The organism is Haloplanus aerogenes (genome assembly GCF_003856835.1).
Taxonomy (GTDB): domain Archaea; phylum Halobacteriota; class Halobacteria; order Halobacteriales; family Haloferacaceae; genus Haloplanus; species Haloplanus aerogenes.
The window spans coordinates 2,545,429-2,566,303 of record NZ_CP034145.1 but is presented as its reverse complement, the minus strand read 5'-3'; the positions used below and the strand labels follow the sequence as shown (position 1 = coordinate 2,566,303).

Annotated in this window: 23 protein-coding genes and 1 pseudogene; 16 read left to right on the top strand and 8 right to left on the bottom strand. The window is 68.0% G+C overall.

The genetic code is table 11. From position 1 onward, the window contains the following. Positions 1-1,470, top strand: coding sequence for a preprotein translocase subunit SecY (gene secY, locus DU502_RS13170; protein WP_121920383.1), 1,470 nt, complete (start codon positions 1-3; stop codon positions 1,468-1,470). A 93-nt stretch (positions 1,471-1,563) separates the two neighbouring features. Next, positions 1,564-3,237: an aldehyde ferredoxin oxidoreductase family protein gene (locus DU502_RS13165; RefSeq protein WP_121920384.1), complete on the top strand. Its 1,674-nt coding sequence runs from the start codon at positions 1,564-1,566 to the stop codon at positions 3,235-3,237. An 87-nt stretch (positions 3,238-3,324) separates the two neighbouring features. Here DU502_RS13165 and DU502_RS13160 read toward each other — a convergent pair whose 3' ends face one another. Further along, a complete protein-coding gene (locus DU502_RS13160) occupies positions 3,325-3,606 on the bottom strand; it encodes a ubiquitin-like small modifier protein 1 (RefSeq protein ID WP_121920385.1) in 282 nt (93 codons plus the stop codon). 77 nt (positions 3,607-3,683) lie between these two features. Here DU502_RS13160 and DU502_RS13155 point away from each other — a divergent pair, with 77 nt between their 5' ends. From DU502_RS13155 to DU502_RS13145, 3 genes are all read left to right on the top strand, one after another. Continuing rightward, positions 3,684-3,920: a MoaD/ThiS family protein gene (locus tag DU502_RS13155; protein ID WP_158601167.1), complete on the top strand. Its 237-nt coding sequence runs from the start codon at positions 3,684-3,686 to the stop codon at positions 3,918-3,920. Positions 3,921-4,036: 116 nt separating this feature from the next. Continuing rightward, complete coding sequence (locus DU502_RS13150) at positions 4,037-4,780, top strand: N-acyl homoserine lactonase family protein (protein WP_121920387.1); 744 nt, start codon at positions 4,037-4,039, stop codon at positions 4,778-4,780. A gap of 46 nt (positions 4,781-4,826) precedes the next feature. Continuing rightward, positions 4,827-5,600, top strand: coding sequence for a BtpA/SgcQ family protein (locus DU502_RS13145; protein WP_394338930.1), 774 nt, complete (start codon positions 4,827-4,829; stop codon positions 5,598-5,600). A gap of 21 nt (positions 5,601-5,621) precedes the next feature. Here DU502_RS13145 and DU502_RS19115 read toward each other — a convergent pair. After that, a pseudogene (locus DU502_RS19115) lies at positions 5,622-5,832 on the bottom strand (hypothetical protein); the annotation flags it as partial. 4 nt (positions 5,833-5,836) lie between these two features. Next, the gene (locus tag DU502_RS13135; RefSeq protein ID WP_241966807.1) at positions 5,837-7,762 is read right to left on the bottom strand and encodes an SLC13 family permease; all 1,926 of its coding nucleotides are present in this window, start codon (positions 7,760-7,762) and stop codon (positions 5,837-5,839) included. Between the two features lie 266 nt (positions 7,763-8,028). Between DU502_RS13135 and DU502_RS13130 the strand changes: the two genes are divergently transcribed. The 4 genes from DU502_RS13130 (at position 8,029) to DU502_RS13115 (ending at position 10,857) form a co-directional block, all read left to right on the top strand. Further along, a complete protein-coding gene (locus DU502_RS13130; protein ID WP_121920390.1) occupies positions 8,029-8,232 on the top strand; it encodes a hypothetical protein in 204 nt (67 codons plus the stop codon). Positions 8,233-8,313: 81 nt separating this feature from the next. Further along, positions 8,314-8,652 carry a hypothetical protein gene (locus tag DU502_RS13125; RefSeq protein ID WP_121920391.1) on the top strand — a complete coding sequence of 113 codons (339 nt, stop codon included), beginning with the start codon at positions 8,314-8,316 and terminating at the stop codon, positions 8,650-8,652. 1 nt (position 8,653) lies between these two features. Continuing rightward, positions 8,654-9,592 (top strand): alpha/beta hydrolase, encoded by a 939-nt coding sequence (locus DU502_RS13120; protein ID WP_121920392.1) that lies wholly within the window; start codon positions 8,654-8,656, stop codon positions 9,590-9,592. Positions 9,593-9,636: 44 nt separating this feature from the next. Next, entirely contained in the window at positions 9,637-10,857 is a 1,221-nt protein-coding gene (locus DU502_RS13115; RefSeq protein ID WP_121920393.1) for an ornithine cyclodeaminase, read from the top strand. On the opposite strand, the gene DU502_RS13110 is transcribed toward DU502_RS13115, so the two are convergent. Continuing rightward, entirely contained in the window at positions 10,854-11,258 is a 405-nt protein-coding gene (locus tag DU502_RS13110) for a universal stress protein (protein ID WP_121920394.1), read from the bottom strand. The two genes, DU502_RS13115 and DU502_RS13110, sit on opposite strands and share 4 nt — an antisense overlap. An 83-nt stretch (positions 11,259-11,341) precedes the next feature. On the opposite strand from DU502_RS13110, the gene DU502_RS13105 reads away from it, so the two are divergent. Together DU502_RS13105 and DU502_RS13100 are read left to right on the top strand one after the other, a co-directional pair. Beyond that, a complete protein-coding gene (locus DU502_RS13105) occupies positions 11,342-12,355 on the top strand; it encodes a DUF7490 domain-containing protein (RefSeq protein ID WP_121920395.1) in 1,014 nt (337 codons plus the stop codon). Next, positions 12,352-12,663: a hypothetical protein gene (locus DU502_RS13100; RefSeq protein WP_121920396.1), complete on the top strand. Its 312-nt coding sequence runs from the start codon at positions 12,352-12,354 to the stop codon at positions 12,661-12,663. Before DU502_RS13105 ends, DU502_RS13100 begins: the two co-directional genes overlap by 4 nt. On the opposite strand, the gene DU502_RS13095 is transcribed toward DU502_RS13100, so the two are convergent. Then, a complete protein-coding gene (locus tag DU502_RS13095; RefSeq protein WP_121920397.1) occupies positions 12,660-13,481 on the bottom strand; it encodes a ZIP family metal transporter in 822 nt (273 codons plus the stop codon). The genes DU502_RS13100 and DU502_RS13095 overlap by 4 nt on opposite strands. A 44-nt stretch (positions 13,482-13,525) precedes the next feature. Then, positions 13,526-14,197, bottom strand: a complete 672-nt coding sequence (locus tag DU502_RS13090; RefSeq protein ID WP_121920398.1) for an SDR family oxidoreductase — start codon at positions 14,195-14,197, stop codon at positions 13,526-13,528. Positions 14,198-14,343: 146 nt separating this feature from the next. On the opposite strand from DU502_RS13090, the gene DU502_RS18910 reads away from it, so the two are divergent. The 5 genes from DU502_RS18910 (at position 14,344) to cruF (ending at position 19,425) form a co-directional block, all read left to right on the top strand. After that, a complete protein-coding gene (locus tag DU502_RS18910) occupies positions 14,344-14,475 on the top strand; it encodes a hypothetical protein (protein WP_277872144.1) in 132 nt (43 codons plus the stop codon). 150 nt (positions 14,476-14,625) lie between these two features. Further along, complete coding sequence (locus tag DU502_RS13085) at positions 14,626-16,140, top strand: FAD-dependent oxidoreductase (RefSeq protein WP_121920399.1); 1,515 nt, start codon at positions 14,626-14,628, stop codon at positions 16,138-16,140. Positions 16,141-16,215: 75 nt separating this feature from the next. Beyond that, on the top strand, positions 16,216-17,718 hold the full coding sequence (locus tag DU502_RS13080) for a phytoene desaturase family protein (RefSeq protein WP_121920400.1): 1,503 nt from the start codon (positions 16,216-16,218) through the stop codon (positions 17,716-17,718). Further along, positions 17,715-18,557 (top strand): prenyltransferase, encoded by an 843-nt coding sequence (locus DU502_RS13075; protein ID WP_121920401.1) that lies wholly within the window; start codon positions 17,715-17,717, stop codon positions 18,555-18,557. Before DU502_RS13080 ends, DU502_RS13075 begins: the two co-directional genes overlap by 4 nt. Then, positions 18,550-19,425: a bisanhydrobacterioruberin hydratase gene (gene cruF, locus DU502_RS13070; RefSeq protein ID WP_121920402.1), complete on the top strand. Its 876-nt coding sequence runs from the start codon at positions 18,550-18,552 to the stop codon at positions 19,423-19,425. The genes DU502_RS13075 and cruF overlap by 8 nt, the downstream gene beginning before the upstream one ends. A gap of 169 nt (positions 19,426-19,594) precedes the next feature. Here the strand turns inward: cruF and DU502_RS13065 are convergent, their stop codons facing one another. Then, positions 19,595-20,608 (bottom strand): phytoene/squalene synthase family protein, encoded by a 1,014-nt coding sequence (locus tag DU502_RS13065; RefSeq protein WP_121920403.1) that lies wholly within the window; start codon positions 20,606-20,608, stop codon positions 19,595-19,597. A gap of 93 nt (positions 20,609-20,701) precedes the next feature. Then, positions 20,702-20,842 carry an HVO_2523 family zinc finger protein gene (locus DU502_RS18985; protein WP_394338926.1) on the bottom strand — a complete coding sequence of 47 codons (141 nt, stop codon included), beginning with the start codon at positions 20,840-20,842 and terminating at the stop codon, positions 20,702-20,704. Positions 20,843-20,875: the final 33 nt, after the last annotated feature.

The following is a 20,875-nucleotide window of genomic DNA, read 5'->3' as shown; positions in this document are numbered from 1 at the left end:
ATGGGATGGAAGGAGACCGCCGAACCGGTGCTGACGCGGATGCCGTCAGTCACGCGGCCGGAGGGGCACGTCCCCTTCCGGCGCAAGCTCGGCTGGACCGCAGGCGTCCTCGTGTTGTATTTCTTCCTGACGAACATCCAGCTGTTCGGGCTGGACGCCGGCACGCAGAGCGACCTGTTCGGTCGCTTCCGGTCGATCCTCGCCGGATCGCAGGGATCGATCCTCCAGCTGGGGATCGGGCCCATCGTCACGGCGAGCATCGTCCTGCAACTGCTGGGCGGGGCCGACCTGCTCGGCTTGGACACGAACGACCCCCGCGATCAGGTGCTGTATCAGGGCCTCCAGAAGCTGCTGGTGGTCGTGATGATCTGTCTGACGGGGCTGCCGATGGTGTTCGCCGGGAACTTCCTGCCGGCCGATACGGCGGTCGGTGAGGCGCTGGGGATCGGGCTCAGGGGCGTGCAGTCCCTCCTGTTCTTCCAGATCGCCGTCGGCGGTATCCTCATCCTGTTCATGGACGAGATCGTCAGCAAGTGGGGTGTCGGCTCCGGTGTCGGCCTCTTCATCATCGCTGGCGTGAGCCAGCAGCTCGTCGGTGGGCTGTTCGCGTGGGAGGGCCTCGGCGGTACCGCCGGCTTCTTCCCGACGTGGTTCGCCATCCTGACCGGCGCACAGGAGATTGCCTCGCCGCTCACTGCCGAGGGGCTTCAGGCGCTCCTGCTCGGACAGGGGCAGTTGCTCGCGCTGGTGACGACGGTGCTCATCTTCGCCATCGTCGTCTACGCCGAGAGTGTCCGGGTCGAAATCCCGCTCTCGCACGCCCGCGTCAAGGGTGCGCGAGGGCGTTTCCCGGTGAAGCTCATCTACGCCAGCGTCCTGCCCATGATCCTCGTGCGCGCCCTGCAGGCGAACATCCAGTTCGCCGGGCGCATCCTCAACAGCACGTGGAGTGCGATGCCGGGCTGGCTGGGGACGTACAGTAACGGCCAGCCCGTCTCCGGGATCTTCTACTATCTGGCCCCGATCCAGACGCGTGGCGACTGGATGTGGTGGCTCGCTGGCACCGCCGCCGAGCCGTGGCAGATCATGATCCGGGTCGGCCTCGACCTGTTCATCATGGTCGTCGGCGGCGCCATCTTCGCCATCTTCTGGGTGGAGACGACCGGGATGGGCCCGGAAGCGACCGCCCAGCAGATCCAGAACTCCGGGATGCAGATCCCCGGCTTCCGGCGCAACCCGCAGGTGATCGAGAAGGTCATGGAGCGGTACATCCCGCAAGTGACCGTCATCGGCGGCGCCCTCGTCGGCTTGCTCGCCGTCGGCGCCAACATGCTCGGTACCATCGGGCAGGTCTCCGGGACCGGCCTCCTGCTCACCGTCTCCATCACGTACAAGCTGTACGAGGAGATTGCGGAAGAGCAGTTGATGGAGATGCATCCGATGATGCGCCAGATGTTCGGCTCCGAGTAACGCTCACACCGACGATTGCCGGCGGCGCACGCCCGCCGGCACACACCTCCCGTCGAAACACTCTTTTTACCACCGAGACGGTAGAGAGGTGCGATGAACCACGTCAAGGGGCCACTGCTCGAGATAGACGCAGGCGACCGGAAGGCGACGACCGTCGACGTGACCGAGGAGCGACGGTCGTTCGTCGGTGGCCGGGGGCTCTGTACGAAGCTCGCACACGATCGAATCCCGTTCGATGCGGACCCGCTGGGTCCGGAAAATCGGATATACTTCGCGTCCGGCCCGCTCCAGCAGTCGGGGATGTCGTTCACCGGTCGGATGAACTGCACGGGGCTGTCGCCGCTGACCGACGGCCTCCTCTCGACGAACGCCGGCGGGTATCTCTCGCGGAACTTCGTCGACACGGGGCATTCGGCGGTCGAAGTCGTCGGCGCGGCCGACGAGTTACTCGTGATCCACGTGACCGACGAGGGCGTCGAGTTCGTCGAGGCTCCCGAACTCCGGGGCGCGACGGTGCCCGAGGTGACGGGGTACGTGCAACGAGAGCGGGATCTGGACGCCGAAAACGTCCTCTGTATCGGCCCGGCGGGCGAGAACCAGGTCCGGTTCGCGTGCGTGATGACTTACGAGAGCCGGGCGTTCGGCCGGGGTGGGATGGGGGCCGTCCTCGGGTCGAAAAACGTGAAGGCGATCACCTTCGAGGGCGACGCCGCACCGGATCTCGATCTTCCCGAAAACGTCCAGCGAGAGGTCCACAGCGCCGCGGCTACGTCCGACGATCTGATGCGGCGACAGGGGACCACTGGCGGGACGGAGTTCATCAACGACAACTTCTCGCTACCGACGCGGTACTTCGAGAAGTACAGCTTCGAACACGCGGACGCGATCGGCGGGGACGCCGTCGAGGAGAAGAAGTACCGGAAGGGGTCGTGTTCGGTGTGTGCCTTCGCCTGTAAACTGCCCACGAGAGACGAGGCGACGGGGCTGGAGACGGAGGGGCCGGAGTTCGAGACGGTGTTTTCCTTCGGAAGCAACTGCGAAATCGGCGACATCGTCGACGTGATGAAGTCGAACGAGCTCTGTGACGTCTACGGGCTGGACACCATCTCCTGTGGCAACGTGGTCGCCGCCTATCTCGCGTCGGAAGACGAGTTCGGCAACGCCGACCTGGTCCACGAGACGGTCGAGAAGATTGCGGCCCGTGAGGGCGTCGGTGACCTGCTCGCGGAGGGAATTTCGCGGGCCGCCGACGAACTCGGCGTGCGGAACTACACGGTCAAGGACATGGAGTTCGCGGCCCACGACGGTCGCGTCCTCCACGGTCAGGGGCTCAGCTACGCGGTTGCCAACCGTGGCGGCGACCACATGTACTCCACGACGCTCCGCGTCGAGTACGCCGGGGAGGTCGACCCCGAAACGCTGGAGGGAAAGCCGGAACTCGTGATGCGACGCGAGAATCACGCCGCCTTCCGGGACTCGGGGATCGTCTGTGCCTTCGCCGGCGGCACCGATCACGTGACCGAGGAGACTCTGGAGGCGCTGTTCGAGTGTGACTACGAGGACCTGCAGGCGGTCGGTGCCCGGACTGTCGAACTCGAACGCCACTTCAACAACAAGCGGGGGATGGACCGCGAGGCCGACACGCTCCCCTACGACCTCCCGGGAATAGAGGACGCGCTGGACGAATACTACGCCCTGCGCGGGTGGAACGCGGACGGAACGGTTTCCGACGACACCGTCGGCGAGTACGCCGTCGCCGACGACTGATACGGATCGTTGTAACTGTTTACTGGTGGTTCGCCGACCCGTCTTGGCGAACCACCGGTACTGACGTACAACAAACCGTACGACGGCTCAGCCGCCGACGACCGGCGGGGCGAGACGCACCACGTCGCCGTCGGACAGCGTCGTCCCGTAGCCGTCCAACTGCCGGACGTTCGTTCCGTCGACCGTCACCGTCACCTGCCGAGTCCAGCCACCGTCGTCGTCGCGGAGGTGATCCGTGAGGCCGTCGAACGCCGCACACAGCGACTCGAGGGCGGCGTCGACCGTCGTCGTCCCGTCGAACGTCCGGGTGACGCGCTTTCGTCCCACAGCGTCCCGCATCGGGCCGAAGAAGTCGAAGTGGACCTCCATCGTCGGTAGAAGACGGCCGCGGCGGCTTGTAGCTGTCCGTCCGGTGCGGTTTTGTGTCCCGCGTCCAACCGTCGCTCGTGCGCATCGAGGTTCGGTGTTACGGCGAGGTAGCGGCGGCGGTCGGCGGTCGTACCCGGACCCTGTCGCTGGCCGACGACGCGACGGTCGGCGACGCTCGCGCGGCCCTCTCCATCGCGACGGAGTCGTTCTCCGGCGGCCTCGTCGTGCTGGTGAACGGGAGCTACGCCGACGCCGACGCGGCGCTGTCGGACGGCGACACCCTCGCGCTCTCACAGTCGCCGATGCGGGAGTGATACGGTTTATCGTACGCCAGTACCGGTGACGCGCCGGCCCGTCTCGGCGACCCACCGGTACACAGTTACAATAATCCGTACGAGGCGTTTATGTCTCGCCCACGTCACCACCGACCATGACACCGACGGTCACCCCTCACTGCTGTGGCTCCTTCCTCGTCGACGAGCGCATCCTCGTCGGGACCCGGAGCGGCGTCGTCGAGGCGCCCTCGATCACTTACCTGATCGAGGCCGAGGAGACCATCCTCGTCGACACGGGCTTCGGCCCGGTGGAGTTGATGGACCGCCGCCACCCGAGTTACGAATGCCACCGCGAACCGGGTCAGAATCTCGAATCCATCCTCGACAGCGAGGGGTACGCCCCTGCCGATATCGACGCCGTCGTCCTCAGCCACCTCGACTGGGATCACTGCTACAACCTCGGCCCCTTCGACGAGGGCGAGACGGACATCTACGTCCAGCGCCGGGAACTGGAGTACGCCATCGCGCCCTACCCGATGCACGCGGACCGCTACGAGGCGAAGTCCTTGGGTCGGGAGCCGCCGTGGCTGACGGTGGATCTGACGCCACTCGACGGCGAGACGGAACTCTGCCCGGGCGTCACAGCGTTTCCGACGCCGGGGCACACGGTGGGACACCAGTCGGTCGCCGTCGACAGCGCGGACGGCACGACGGTCGTCGCCGTCGACGCGGTGCCGACCTTCGACAACGTGCCCGCGGACGGCGAGCGGATCAGAGGGATCGCGATGAACGACTTCGAGTGGTGGGAGAGCGCGGGCGAGGTGCTGGATCGGGCGGATCGGATTCTGCCGGGCCACGAGTGGGCAATTCTGGACGCGGAGCCGGCGGGGCTGGTGTAGCGTGAACGTTCAGGCCGTCTTCGGCGCCGAGCGGCCGGTCGTGGGGATGGTCCACCTGCCGGCGCTCCCCGGCGCACCCGGATACGACGGCGAGGAGGGTCGCGAGGCGATTCACGCGGCGGCGCGGCGGGACGCCGAACGCCTCGACGCCGGCGGTGTCGACGCTCTGCTGGTGGAGAACTTCGGCGACGCCCCGTTCTATCCCGACTCGGTTCCCCGACACGTCGTCGCGGACCTCACGGCGCTCGTCGGGACGGTGCGGGACGCGACGGATCGGCCGGTCGGGGTGAACGTCCTCCGCAACGACGGGCCGAGCGCGGTGGCCGTGGCGGCCGCGACGGGGGCGGCGTTCGTCCGCGTCAACGTCCACGTCGGGGCGCGGGTGGCCGATCAGGGGATGCTGGAGGGGCATGCCCACGAGACGATGCGCCTGCGCGAGCGCCTCGACGCGGACGTGCGGGTGCTCGCGGACGTGGACGTGAAGCACTCGGTGCCGCTGGGGCGGGAACGAGGTGAGGGGATGCTCGGTGACGCCGTCGAGCGTGGCCTCGCGGACGGCGTGGTCGTGAGCGGTGCGGGGACCGGAGACGCGACGGAGCACGAGACGGTGCGAGAGGCGGTAGCAACCCGCGACGACCGCGGTCTCGACGCGCCGGTGTTCGTCGGGAGCGGTGTCACCGCCGACACCGTGGGCGACGCGCTCTCGGTGGCGGACGGCGTGATCGTGGGGAGTGCGCTGAAAGCGGGTGGTGAGGTCGGGAATCCGGTGTCGGTCGAGCGCGTCGAACGGCTGGTCGAGGCCGCGGACGCGGTGCGGTGATCGGGCCGGGTCAGCCCCGAACGTCGGCGGCGACGCGCCGAGGTCGACCGGGCCTTTCGACATAGCTTCCTCGTTGATCGGGCCGTTGGCACCACGGCGGAGCGCTCCCGCGACAGTGGGGGATCGGAGATCACTCTGGCAACCGGCGCTACGCGCCGGTGACGCCACTCCCCATCCGGAGGCTCGTCCCGGCGGCGTTCACCAGCGCGTCGGCGGACTGTGCGGCGGGCAAAAACTCACAGCCCCCAGAGCGCCACGATTCCCGCGACGGTCACCACGGAGAGGAACAGTTGAAGCGGCGCGCCGACGCGGACGTAGTCTGAGAACTTGTAGCCGCCGGGGCCGTAGACGAAGAGGTTGGTCTGGTAGCCGACGGGCGTGAGGAAGGCCGTGGAGGCCGCGAAGGTCACCGCGAGGACGAAGGAGAAGGGGTCGGCGCCGATGCGGGTCGCGGCCTCGACGGCGACGGGGAGCATCAACACGACGCTCGCGTTGTTCGAGATGACGCCGGTGATGAGGCCGGTAGCGATGTAGAACACCCAGAGAACGCCGATAGCGGGAAGATAGAGGCCAGTGGCGGCGACGAGCGCGCCGAGGAGGTCGGCCCCGCCGGTCTGTTCCAGCGCCATGCCGAGGGGGATGACGCCCGCGAGGAGGAAGATCACGTCCCACTCGACGGCGTCGTAGAGTTCGGTCGGTTCCATGACGCCGGCCACGACCATGGCGACGACGCCCGCGAGTGCGGTGACGAGGATGGGAAGCGAGAGCGCGGCGAGGGCCTCGAAGGCGGCGACGCCGGTCACGCTGGCGAGTGCGCCGCCGAGTGGCGCCCACGGGACGGCGGCGAAGCCGACGACGCCGAGCATGATGGCGATGGCGTGGGGAATCTTCTCCGTCCGGTAGTGGGGTTCGTCGGGTTCGTGGGCGACGATGAAATCCTCGTTGTCGGCGAGGCGGTCGATGCTGTCCGGCGCGGCCTGGACGAGGAGGGTGTCCCCCACGCGGATGCGCCGGCGGTCCATGTGGTCGCGGACGGTCTCCCCTCGACTGCGGAAGGCGAGGACGTTCGCGTCGTAGCGCTGGCGGAAGGTGGAACTCGCCAGCGACTTGCCGGCGAGGTAGGAGCCCCGGGGAATGACGACTTCGACGAGCGTCTGGGCCTCCTCCGTCTCCGGTTCGAGTTCCGCCCCCGTCTGTGGCGGGTGGCCGGTGAGGGTGAGCGTGTCGCGTTCGACCAGTTCCTGGAGCGTCTCGCGGTCGGCACGGAGGCGCAGCACGTCCCCCTCGCGGATCATCATGTGACCGAGCGGTTCGATGAACTCCTCGCCGTCGCGGACGACCTGAAGGATGTCGGCGTCGAACTCCACCGTGTCGATGGCCGTCTCGACTGTCGTCCCCACGAGCGGCGAGTCGGGTTCGACGATCACTTCGGTCAGATACTCCTCGATGGCGTACTCCTGCACGTAGTCGTCTTTCACGGGGACGCGTTCGGGGAGGAGGCGCTGACCGATAGTCATGAGGTAGAGACTGCCGGCGACGAGGACGATGACCCCGAGCGACGTGAACTCGAACATGGAGAAGGGATGGCCGAGCAGGCGGGCCGACACGTCACTGGCGAGGATGTTCGTCGAGGTGCCGATCAACGTGAGCATCCCGCCGAACATCGAGGCGTAGGAGAGGGGAAGCAGGAGTTTCGAGGGCGAGGTCTTGCCCGCGTGTGCGAGGTCGGTGATGACGGGAACGAGGATGGCGACGACGGGCGTGTTGTTGATGAACCCGGAGACGGGACCGGCGACGCCGATGGTGGCGAGCAACTGCCGGTCGCGGTCCTCGCCGGCGAAGGCGGCCATCTTCCGGCCGAGGATCTGCACCACACCCGTCCGGCTGATACCCGAACTCAGGATGAGCATCGCGAGGACGGTTATCGTCGCGGGGTTGGAGAAGCCCGAGATGCCCTCCGCGGTGGAGATGTGGGTGAGGTTGACCACGCCGTCGCTCCCCAGCAACATCAGGAGGACCATGATGAAGATGGCGGTCACGTCGATGGGCACCCGTTCAGTCACGAACAGGACGAGCGTGAGGACGACGATGCCGAAGACGACGAGAGCGTCGGTCGTCACCGGAGGTAACCCGGTGACTGCGGCCGGCGTCGGGGCAGTCAACTCGGTGACGACACAGCCAGTTCGGGGCACGTCTTCGAAGAATGGAGACGGGCTGGCCCATTCAAGATGTCGAAGCCATACTGATATTAGGCAAATGACATGATCGAAACCGTGTGACGCGTCAGCATATCAGTAACGATCATGAAGGTTTATTATGGATGGGCTCTTTGGAGGAACTACGATGCAACGCGTCGTACTCGTATGCTGATCACGGTCCGACGATCCAGCGCAGTTCGGCAACCGACACCAGCATACGACACACCCCAATGAGCACGTCCCGACGCACGACACAGAAGAACCGTTCGACGATCACCATCGACCCCGTCATCCCGCTGCAGCCGCGATCCGGAAGCGGACCGACGACCGACGGCCGCCGGGATCGGCCCGAGCCGGAGCCGACCCCCGAACCGACGACGATGATCCCGATGATCGACCGCGGTGGACTCGGACCGAAGCCCAACCGGAACTGACGGCCACCGTCTCCTCCCCCTTCGCATTTTCACCCACCATCCGGCAAGGGTTTTGCCTACCGAGGTGCAAGACCGACCACGATGGACGAATCCGAACTGGAAGAGGAACTGCGGAACTTCGGCGTCGACGTACACGACATCGAGGACGTCGATCCCGTCGAACTGTCGTACATCACTGCGTACCCGGGCGACGAGGTCAACCACATGGAGATGGGGAAGGTGTTGAACGCCTTCATCGACCTGGAGGAAGAGAACGAGTGGGACACGACTCGCGTCGAGGCGACCGTCCTCCGGTTCGAGGACGACGTCATGAACACGTGGTACGCCAAAGCCGAGTGGTTCGAGGGTCTGCGCGAGTACCGCATCTCGGAGACCGAGTTCTCCACGCGCGTCCTCGAAACCCTCGAGGAAGACCTGTAAGATGGCGGCGACCGTGACACGCGACCGCCGTCGCTTCGACGTCGCGACGACGACGCTCGCCTTCGAGAGCGAGGACCGGACGTGTCGCGGTCGACTCTACCGACCGGCCCGCCCCGCGACGCCGCCGGTGATCGTGTTGGGCCCGACGTTCGCGGCCGAGGGGACGTTCGGCTACCCGCGCTACGCCGAGCGGTTCGCTCGCGCCGGCTACGCTGCCTTCGTCTTCGATTACGGCGGCTTCGGCGAGAGCGACGACCTCGCGCCGGCCGGCCGATTCCGTAGTCACGGCGCCACCAACCTCGTCGACCCCGACACACAGGTAGCCGACTGGCACGCGGCGATCGACCGCGTTCGCCGTCTCGACGGCGAGCGCCGGCGGGTCGTCCTCTGGGGGTTCGGCCTCGGCGGCGGGCACGCTGTTCGCGTGGCCGCGAACCGCCGGGTCGACGGCGTCGTCGCCGTCGCACCGATGCTCGACGGCCGGGCGTTCGCCCGCGCCCGCTCACCTCGCTACCTCGCCCGAGCGGTCGGCGCCGGTCTGCGCGACCGCCTGACGGCGCCGCTCGGTCGCGGCCACACCGTCCCCGTCGTCGGCGGCTACGACGAGTTCGGCGTCCTGCCCAAACCGACCGGCGACGCGTATCTCGACCTCGTTCCGCCGGAGAGCGACTGGCGCAACGAAACGTCGGCCCGCGGACTGCTCGCCCTGTTTCGCTACCGCCCCCTCGCCGACGCCGAGGACGTAACCTGCCCGACGCTGCTGGTGGCGGCCGGCGACGACGAACTCGCCCCAGCCGATACCGTCGCGGACGCGGCAGATCGGATCGACCGGTCGACGTATCTCCGTCTCCCTGTCGGCCACGTCGACGCGCTCGGATCGGCGTTCGAGACGGCCGCAAGCCACCAACTCGCCTTCCTCGACGACCTGCTGGGCGTGTAGGCCGCCCGCAACCCTGATACCGCGGTCGCCCCTCTCCTGTGGTAATGGTTCCCACACGAACGGTCGAACTCGAGGGGCACATCATCGACTCGGGGACGATGGGGCGGTGTTTCGGCCTCGTCATGGACATGGGTGGAGAGTTCGAGGTCGAGGCGTTCGACATCGGTCGGCACAAGGACGAGGAGTCGTACTGCCGGATGGCGGTGCGCGCGGACGACCCGTCGTTGCTCCAGTCGATTCTCCACGAACTCCACCAGAACGGGGCGAACCTCTCCGATCCGGTGGACGCGACGCTCGATCCCGCGCCAGCCGATCAGGTGGTGCCGACGGACTTCTACTCGACGACGAATCACCCGACCGAGGTGCGCTACGAGGGCGAGTGGCTCCCCGTCGAGCATATCGAGATGGACTGTGCCATCGTCGTCGATCCCGACGGGCCGCGAGCGTACACGGCGGTCCTGAATGCGATTCGGGAGGGCGACCTCGTCGTGACGGGTGAGGCGGGTATCCGGGTCGACCCCCCGGACCGTCCCCGCGGGAGTGGCGGGCCGTTCGGCTTTATGCAGGGCGGCGTCTCCAGCGAGCGCCCCTCCGAGTCGCTGATCGAACAGGTGGCGGCGGCGCTGGTGGAGACGAAGGAAGCGGGCGGGCGAGTGCTCGTCGTGCCCGGTCCCGCGGTGATCCACTCGGGCGCGGGCGACGCCCTCGCCCGCCTGGTCCGCGAGGGGTACGTCGACGCGATCAGCGCGGGCAACGGCTTCGCGGTCCACGACCTCGAGCGTGCGCTCTACGGCACGTCGCTCGGGATGGACATCGAGACGCTCGAACACCCGCGCAAGGGACACAAACACCACATCTACACGATCAGCGAGGTGATCCGGGCGGGCGGAATCGAGGACGCGGTGGCCGAGGGACTGGTCGAGGAGGGCGTGATGTACGAGTGCGTCGCGAACGACGTGCCGTACGTCCTCGCGGGGTCGATTCGCGACGACGGGCCACTGCCGGAGACGATCACCGACGCCATCGAGGCACAGAACGCCATCCGGGAGCAGGCCCACGAGGCCGACATGGTGGTGATGCTGGCGACGCTCCTGCACTCGGTGGCGGTGGGTAACTGTCTCCCCTCGACGACGAAGGTGGTGTGTGTCGATATCAACCCGGCGACGGTGACGCAGTTGCTCGACCGCGGGAGTTCGCAGGCGGTCGGCATGGTGACCGATATCGGGACGTTCGTGCCGATGCTGGCCGAGAAAGTGCTAGACTAGATCCCCTCGGTCAACGGCACGACGGCGACGGGACGCGCCGAGCGCAGCAGGATCGACTGCGCGTTGCTCCCGAAGACGACTTTCGCCGTCGGGTTGCGCTTGCGAACGCCGATGACGAGTTCGTCGGCGTCGATTTCGTCGGCGTAGGCGAGGAGGTCCTCGGCGGGGTCGTTGCCGCGGACGAACTGGTGGGTCTCGACCGTCGCCACGGCGCCCAGCCGCGACTGGACGACGTTGACCGCGTCCTCGCCGTCGCGTACGTCCTCGGCGCTCGTCGCGTCGCCGCCGCGCAGGGAGTTGACGGCGTGGATCGTGTCGCCGGCGTCGATCCGGCGGTCGAGGTAGTCACACAGCGCGGCGCTCGTGTCGACCGTGTCGGTCCCGATCACGTAGCTGGCCATACGTCCCCTCTCGTCGCTCGAAAACATAAATGGGTGTTTCACTCTCCCCAAAGCCTTTGCCGAGTCCCCGACTCCCCACGCCCATGCGTCGTGAAACCGCGCTGGCCGTCGGCGCGGCCGGCGTCGTCCTGATCGCCGTCGTCGCTGCCGTCCTCGCCCCCGGCGCCCTCGCCGACCCCACCGAGGAGCGGCCGGTCCGTCCGGGACCGGTCGACATCACGGAGATGGAGATTTCGGCCGGCGAGGTGACCGGCGACACGGTCGCCCTGAACGTCGAGACCCGGCTGTCACACCGCGGCCCACCGGCCCGGAACGTGACCGTGCGGGTACAGGCCGTCGACGCGGAGTCCGGGCTGGTCGAGACCACCCGGACGGCTACCGTCGGCGACCTGACCGAAGAACGCGAGGTAGCGGTGCCGACGACCCTGACCGTCGAGCGTGAGGGGGGCTACCGTATCCGCGCGGTCGTCTACCGTGACGGTCAGCGGGTCGACAGCGGGGCGCGCGAACTCCGCGGCCTCGACGCGCTCCAGCCACCGTACGCCCGGAGCGCCGTCCAGTTCGCGGAGGCCGATGCCCTCCCGCCCGTCGCCTTCTCCGTCGTCGGAGGCGACCCGGACCGCACGGTCCTCGCCCTCCAGATGGCGTTGACCAACACTGGCGACGAGCAACCCGAGGACCTGCGGGTCACGGTGACGCTCCGGCAGGCCGACTCGAACATCGTCGCCAACCGCACCTCGGTCCCGGTGGGGTCGATCCGCCCCGGCCGGACGGAGACGGTGGAGACGCGGCTGTCGGTGCCGACGGACTACAACTACTACATCGACGTCGTGCTCTGGAAGGACGGCGTCGTCATCGACAGCGCCCGCGGGGCCGCGAACCTCGACCCCTCGGAGACGATCAGCGTCAACGAAACCCGGCGTGACGTGGAACTGCGCGTGAGTGACTTCACCCGCGGCGACGGGGCGGAGGGCGACCGACCGGTGCCGGAGGAGACGGGCATGCCCACCGCGGGCGGCGGTCCCGGCTTCGGCGTCGGCGTCGCTCTCGTTGCCCTCGTCGCTGCCGCGCTGCTCGCACGGAGGAAGAGCCAATGAGTGATACCGATACCGCCCCCGACGAGACTGAGAGTACCGACGACGACACTGCGGCCGAGACCGAGACCGAGACTGACGCGACCACGGACGGCCCCCGCGTCCGGCGGTACGCCAACTACGCCGTTCTGCTCGTCCTCGGATTGCTCGCCTTCGTCGCCGTGATCCAACTGTATCTCAGCGTCTCGAACGCAATCCGGACGTGGATCAACCCCGAGTACCGGTCGCTGTTCCAGGCGGCGTTCAACCTCGTCGTGTTGCTGGCGGCGGGTGTCGGCATCTCGTACCAGCTTCGGCGGCTGTACGGCTAGGTGACCGCCACCCACGCGAGGAAGACGGCGACGCCGCCGAGGCCCGTGCTGAGGACGGCGTGGATGCGAAGCTGGTCCAGCAGTTCGTGCGCGTCGCCCGTCACCGTCAGGAGTTCGTGCACGTCGCTGCCGAGTTCACACCGCGGGAGGAAGTCCATGGCGACGTGGAGGAAGATGCCGGCGGCGAAGCCGAAGACGATGCCCCGAATGGCCGGCGCTGCTGGCAACTGGATCAGGCTGGCGACGATGGCCGCGATGCCGACGCCCGCGGCTGGCAGGAGGAGGACGGTCGGATCGCGGTCGTTCGAGACGAGGCGCCGCGCCGCCGCGTAGCCCGCCGGCCCCTTGTGCGAGACGATGGCGAGGCCGAGGATGGGGCCGAGCTCGGGCATGTTGCCGTAGACGATGCCGATGATGATCCCGGCGGAGAAGGCGTGCGCCGAGAGTTCGGCGACTGTGCGGTCGAGCGGCAGGTCGTAGTGGGCGAGGCGGTGGCCGATAGTGTGACCCGCGAAGCCGACCAGCAGGCCGAGAGCGATGCCGAAACCCCCGAAGTTGGCGTCGTGGGCGATGGCCTGCGGGATGAGAAAGACCGCGGCGCTCGTCACCATCGCGCCCGCCGCGAGACCGTAGCCCCACACGAGTGCCCACGAGCGGTCGCCGAGCGTCTGCCGACCGAGTGGGATACCGAGCGCCATGGCGGCGAACGCGACCCACGAGATACCGAGGAGCTTCCACGCACCACTGGTCGCGGCGAGGACGGAGAGCACCACCAGCGTGCCGGCGGCACCGCCGCCGGCGAGGGAGAATCGAGTCATATTAACAACGAAACGCCAGCAATTAATAATACGTTCGATTCGGCCTATCGGGTGGCTCGTTTCCACGCCCGCAAGTCGAGTATCTCCCCGTCGATATCGTCGGCGTCGCGGGCCGCCCAGACGAACATCGGCGCCACGTCCTCGGGGTCACGCCCCTTGCCGCCGCTGAGGTCGGTGGCGACGTAGCCGGGGTCGACGACGGCGACGGACTGGTCGATGTCGGCCGCGAACCCCCGGACCAGCGCCTCGGCGCCCGCCTTCGAGACGGCGTAGGCGCCCATGCCCGGCACCGACTCGCGAGCGACGCTGCCCGACGGGACGAGGATTCGTCCGTCCGGCGCGAGGTGAGGGAGTGCTTCGCGGACCGTGGTGAAGACGCCCCGAAGGTTCGTGCGAATCGTGTCGTCGAACCGCGTGTACGACTCCTCCTGCAACGGACTCTCTCCCGGCGGGCCGTGGTTGACCGCGGCGTTCGCCACCACCACGTCGATGGTGCCCGCCTCCGCGGCCGTCTCCATCAACCGTTCCACGTCGAACTCGTCGCGCACGTCGGCCCGAACCGCGGTCACCGCCGCCTCGCCGTCGGCGACCGATTCTAGCTCCTCCCGCGTTCGGGCACAGCACGTGACCTGCGCGCCGTCGGCGGCGAACTGCCGCACGATGCTCGCGCCGATACCCCGACTCGCTCCGGTGATGACGGCGTTCGTTCCGTCCATAGTGTTCGTTAGGCCGGAAGCCGCATGAACCCCCGGACGGCACGCGGATGGGGTGTGTGAACGTTCGTCAATAACGGACTTTGCTTTTCGATTACACAACTTTACTTCGGAATTTTTAATCCAATCCGGCTCAAAGTGAGGAGTACATGAGCAAGACTCCACGTTCCGACCAGCAGTCAGAGTTCGAGAACTACCTCCCCGGCACGAACCCCTCCACGGCGCCCGGCCCGGTCGAGCGCCTCCTCACGCGCCTGTTCCGCCGTCGCGGCCGGTTCTAACCCGGTTTCGCTGCCTGCCACTCCCGGTCCGTAACCGGACCGCCATACCACAGTTCACGTCGCCGTCGCCGTCGCGATCCGTTCGCTCGCTTTTGTCGCGGCGGCGCGAACGCGACGTACGCTTTTGTCGCCGCTCCGTGAAGGGAGCGCATGGCACGCGATCCGTTCGTCGTGATCGGCGGCGACGCTGCCGGTCTGAGCGCGGCGAGCAAGTTCCGGCGCGAGGCCGACCGCGAGGTAATCGTCTTCGAGAAAGGGCAGTGGGTCTCCTACGCTCACTGCGGCCTGCCCTACTTCGTCGAGGGGTCGGTCGAGCGGTTGACCGACCTCCTCTCGCTCTCGCCGTCGGACATCGAGGATCGGGGCATCGACCTGCGGCGCGGACACGAAGTCGTGTCGGTCGACCCCACGGAGCGAACCGTGACGGTCCGCACCGACGGAGAGCGCTTCGATCAGCCCTACAGCGAGTTGCTGGTGGCGACGGGCGCGCGAGCGACGACGGGCGCGTTCGACGCCAGCCTCGACGGTGTCTTCACTATCCACGGCCTCGACAGCGCGGCCGCCGTCGACGCCTACCTCGCCCCGCCCGGCGAGTACGACCGCGACCGTCTCGGAGACGGCCCCGTCGACGACGCGCTGATCGATCACAACGCCGCCCTCGACCCGCCGGAGCGGGTGGCCATCGTCGGCGGCGGCTACGTGGGTATCGAGATGGCCGAAGCGCTGACCGCTCGCGGCCTCGACGTACATCTCTTCCAGCGCTCCGACCACGTCCTCCCGCCGTTCGGCGCGGCAGTCGCGGAACGCGTCGAACCCCACCTCGACGCGCAGGGCGTCACGCTCCACACCGGGACGGTGGTCGACGAACTGGTGGGCGCGGATCGCATCGAAGCCGTTGTCGCCGACGACAGCGAGGGATCGGAGATCACTCGGGCAGACAGCGAAGCCGTCGACAGCGTGGAACGGAGTTCCACGAGCAACCGGGCAGAGCCCGGTGACGGCGAGCGCTACCCTGTCGAGATGGCCCTCCTCGGCGTCGGCATCCAGCCCAACACGGAACTCCTCGACGGGACGGGCGTCGCCCGGGGGCCGAGCGGTGCCGTTCGCACCGACGCCTACGGGCGGACGACCCTCCCCGCCGTCTACGCCGCGGGGGACGTGGCGACTGCCCGGCACGCGGTGACGGGGGCGGAGACGTGGGTGCCGCTCGGCCTGACGGCGAATCGCGCCGGGCGCGCCATCGGGGCGACCGTTGCCGGCGATCCCACACCCGTCGGCAACGTGGCCGGGACGGCGGTGGTGAAGGCGTTCGACCTCGAATGCGGGCGGGTTGGTCTCGTCGACGAAGACGTGGCCGCGGACACGGGGTTCGACCCCGTGAGCGAGACGATCACCGCCGGGTCGCGGTCGGGCTACTACCCCGGTGGCGACGAGACGACCGTCACGCTCGTCGCCGACCGGCGGACCGGACGGGTCCTCGGCGGTGCCATCGTGGGGCGGGACCGGGCGGCCATCCGGATCGACACGCTCGCCACCGCCATCGAGGCCGAGATGACCCTGAACGACCTCGAACGCCTCGATCTGGCGTACGCGCCACCGTTCAGCCCGGTGTGGGATCCCGTTCTCGTCGCGGCGAAAGTGGTGAACGGTCGGCTGGAGAGTTGATCGGTGCGTGGGCAGGCGATCACCCCCTGCACACGCGGCGGGTAGTATATACGGATCACGTCCCTACGAAGGGGCATGAATGCCAAGCCGCCGATGGAGTCGGCCGACGGTCGGTCGGTCGTCGTCGTCGGCAGCGGGTTCGGCGGTCTCTCGACGGCCTGTTATCTCGCCGACGCCGGTGCGGACGTGACGGTACTGGAGAAAAACGGACAACTCGGCGGTCGCGCCAGTCGGCTCTACGCCGACGGCTTCCGGTTCGACATGGGGCCTTCCTGGTATCTCATGCCCGACGTGTTCGAGGACTTCTTCGCCGACTTCGGGCGCCGGCCGGGACAGTATTACGGCCTCGAACGCCTCGACCCCCACTACCGCATCTTCTTCAAGGACGGCGACCGGGTCGACCTCGTCCCCGATCTGGCACAGAACCGCGAGACGTTCGAGTCCTACGAACCCGGGGCGGGCGAGGCCCTCGACGAGTATCTGGAGCAGGCGGCCTACACCTACGACGTGGGGATGGAACATTTCGTCTACGAGGATCGCTCCCGCCTCCGCGACTTTATCGACCTCGACGTGCTCCGCTACGCGCACGGCCTCTCCCTCCTCGGGACGATGCAGGACCACGTCGAGGACTACTTCGACCACCCGAAACTCCAGCAGATCGTCCAGTACTCCCTCGTCTTCCTCGGCGGCGCGCCGTCGAACACGCCCGCGCTCTACAACCTGATGAGCCACGTCGATTTCGAACTCGGCGTCTACTACCCCGAGGAGGGGATGGGCGGCGTCGTCGACGGCGTGGTCGCGATGGCCGAGGAACTGGGCGTCGAGTTCTACACCGACAGCCCGGTGGCCGAGATTCGGGGCCGCGAGGGGGCCTTCGCCGTCCGCACCGAGGACGGTCGCGAGTTCTTCCCCGACGAAGTCGTCTCCGACGCCGATTACGCCCACACCGAACAGGACCTTCTCGTCCCCGAGGACCGCCAGTACGACGCCGACTACTGGGACTCCCGCACCTACGCCCCCTCCGCCTTCCTCCTCTATCTCGGCGTTGAAGGCGACGTGGAGCCACTGGCTCACCACACGCTCGTCCTGCCGACCGACTGGGAGGACCACTTCGACACCATCTTCGGTGACGACCCGTCGTGGCCCGAGGACCCCGCCTACTACCTCTGTGTCCCTTCGAAGACGGACGACACCGTCGCGCCAGAGGACCACAGCAACCTGTTCGCGCTCGTCCCCATCGCGCCCGGACTGGAGGACGGCCCGACGCGCCGCGAGCAGTTCCGCGACCTGTTGCTCGACGACATCGCGGACCACACCGGCGTCGACATCCGCGACCGCATCGTCTTCGAGGAGACGTTTTCCGTCTCCGAGTTCGGCGAGCGCTACAACAGCACGCAGGGGACGGCGCTCGGCCTCGCGCACACGCTCCGCCAGACCGCCCTCTTTCGCCCACCGCACGCCTCCACCGCAGTCGACGGCCTCTACTTCACCGGCTCGTACACCACGCCGGGCATCGGCGTCCCCATGTGTCTCATCAGCGGCCAGCTGACGGCCGAACGGATGGCACGCGAACGATGAGCGCGAGCGAGCGTGGCCGCTACCTCCTGAAACTGTCGCGCCCGCGCTTCTGGCTCTACCTCGCCGGTCCCGTCGCCGTCGGCGTCGTCTACGCCGCGGCGTCGACCGCCGACCTGTTCACCCCGACGACGCTCACACTCTTCGCCTACTTCCTGCTTCCCGCGAACGTCCTGCTGTACGGCGTCAACGACGTGTTCGACGCCGACGTGGACGCGGAGAACCCGAAAAAGGAGGATCGCGAGGTGCGCTACGGCGGCGACTGGGTGGTGCCGGCCGCCGTCGTCGCCAGCGCTGCCCTCCTCCTCGCTCCCGTCGCCGTGACGCCACCGCTCGCGTGGCCGTGGCTCGCCGGCTTTCTCGCCCTCGGCGTCGCCTACAGCGCGCCACCGTTGCGCCTGAAGACCCGGCCGCCGCTGGACTCCCTCTCGAACGGGCTGTACGTCCTGCCCGGCGCCGCCGCCTACGCCGCCGTCGCGGGCGCCCAGCCGCCACTGCTCGCCGTCGTCGGTGGCTGGCTGTGGACGATGGCGATGCACACCTTCTCCGCGATTCCCGACATCGACCCCGACCGTCGCGCGGGCATCGAGACGACGGCGACGAAACTGGGCGAACGGCGGACCTACGCCTACTGCGCCGTCTGCTGGGCGCTCGCCGCCGTCGCCTTCGGCCTCCTCGACCCACGGCTCGGCGCTCTGATCGGCTGCTACCCCGTCGGCGTCGCCCTCGTCGCGTGGTCGTCGGTGGACGCCACACGGGCGTACTGGTGGTTCCCCGCCGTGAACACCGTCGTCGGCGCGCTCATCACGATGGGCGGGCTCTGGAGGCTGGTCCATGGCTGACGGTGACGACGGTGCGTTCGCGCCCGCGGCGTCGACGCGGACGCCGACCCGCCCCGAGATGCAGGCGCGTCTCGACGCCCTCGTCCGCGACAACCGCTTCACCATCGCCGTCGTCTTTCCCGTCGTCGGCGCCGTCCTCCTCGTCGCAAGCGCGGAGGGTCTCCTCCCCCCGCCGCTTTCGTTCGATCCCTTCCTGATCCTGCTGGGGACGCTCGTCATGCGGTCGCCGTTGCTCGTCGGGTTGGCGCCGCTGATCGACCGCCGGGCAGCGGTAGGGATCGCTGGCCTCGCCGTCTACGCCTACGCCATCGAGTTCGTCGGCCTGCGGACCGGGTGGCCGTACGGCGACTTCCACTACGTCATCGACCTCGGGCCGACCGTCGCAGGCGTCCCGGTCGGACTGCCCGTCTTCTTCCTGCCGCTGGTGTGTAACGCCTACCTGCTCTGCCTGCTCCTTCTCGGCGACCGGGCGCGGTGGGCGCGGATTCGTCTTCCGGTCGTGATCGCGACTGTTGTCGCGATGGATCTCGTCCTCGATCCCGGCGCGGTGGCGCTGGGGTTCTGGACCTATCCCGGGAGCGGCCCGGTGTACGGCGTCCCGCTCTCGAACTTCGCGGGGTGGGTGTTGTCCGCGACGGTGACGGTTCTCGTCCTCGATGCCGTCCTCGACCGCACCGCGCTCCTCGACCGACTGGAATCCTGCGAATTCGCGCTGGACGACCTGGTGAGTTTCGTCCTGCTCTGGAGCGCGGTCAACGTCTGGTTCGGGAACTGGGGGGCGGCGGCCGTCGGCGGGCTGTTCGGGGTGGGGTTGCTTCGGACTGAGCGATTCGATTCGACGCCGTTCGTGCCGCCGAGACTTCGGTGAGGCGGCGGGAAGACGCGGCGGATCGGATCGGTCGCTGAGAGTCGACGCCGTTCGTGCCGCCGAGACTTCGGTGAGGCGGCGGGAAGACGCGGCGGATCGGATCGGTCGCTGAGAGTCGACGCCGTTCGTGCCGCCGAGACTTCGGTGAGCAAGCGATCCGAGAGCGTCGTCAGGTGAGCCGCCGGAGACCCTCGACGGCGCCTTGCAGGAGGCGCCGGCCGATCCCACGATTCGGTTCGTGGGCGTGCCCGTGTCCGGCACCGGGGTCCGGATCGCCGGACGCGTCCGGGACGCAACTCACCCGTCGGAACACGATTTCGGGGTCGCGGTTCCACGCCCAGTGCCAGCGCGTCCGGGCCACGAGCGCGAGTTTTCGGAGCGTTCCGATCTGTGGCGTCGTGGACAACACGTCGTAGTCACGCTCGCGGATCAGGCGGTGGTGATCGGCGTAGAGGACTGCGGCGACGAGCACCGGAAACTGGCAGTCTCTGGGGAGAGATTCGATGCCCGCCACCCCCTCGCGGTAGAGCGCCTCCGTCCGACGGAGTTCGCGCTCCATCGCCCGGCGGAACCCATGACTCATCTCGAAGTTCCGGAGGGCGGCCTCCGAGACACCGTACTCGGACAGCGTCTCCATCGGCAGATAGATCCGGTCCCGTTCCACGATGTCCTCGCGCACGTCACGCAGGAAGTTCGAGAGTTGGAACGCCTCGCCGAGCGCCGTCGCGTGCGGAAGCGCCCGTTCGGGGTTCTCGGGGTCCATCACTGCCGTCATCATGCGGCCCACCGCCGCCGCGGAGCCGTCCATGTACGCCCGGAGTTCCGCGAACGTCTCGTAGCGGTCCTTGGTCACGTCGGTCAGCATCGCGTCGACGAACGTGTTCACGTCCGAGTCGGCGATTCCGTGGGTCTCGCGAAGGTCGGCGAAGGCGTCGAGCACCGGATCGTCCGTCGGTTCCTCGCCGAGCGCCGCCGCCCGGAGTCGTTCGAGTTCGGCGCGCTGTTCGGCGGGCGGGACACCGTCGGCGTCGTCGACCACCTCGTCGGCAACCCGGAAGAAGGCATAGAGGACGTACGTCGCTTCCCGAACCCGTTCGGGAAGGAAGCGAGTCGCGAGATGGAACGTCTTCCCCGTCCGCCGCTGGATGGCTTTCCCGCGGGCGACGCCGTCGTCGCTCACCATCGGTCGTTCCCCCCGCCGTTCGTCCCCTGTAGTGTCGGCGTACCGACCCCCGACTGGCCGGGACGTGTCGAAGCTGAATCGGAGACCCTCATGTCACCAGAACGTGTCGCTGCAGTCGTAGACGACCCCGTGGTTCGGACAGACGTACTTGCAGTGACGGCGGTGCATCGCCGTCTCACAGTGAGGGCAGGGTCGCCCGCGCCGAGCAGACATACCCTTATATATCTCCCACATCGACATGACTGTTCCGCCGGCAGGGGATTCGAT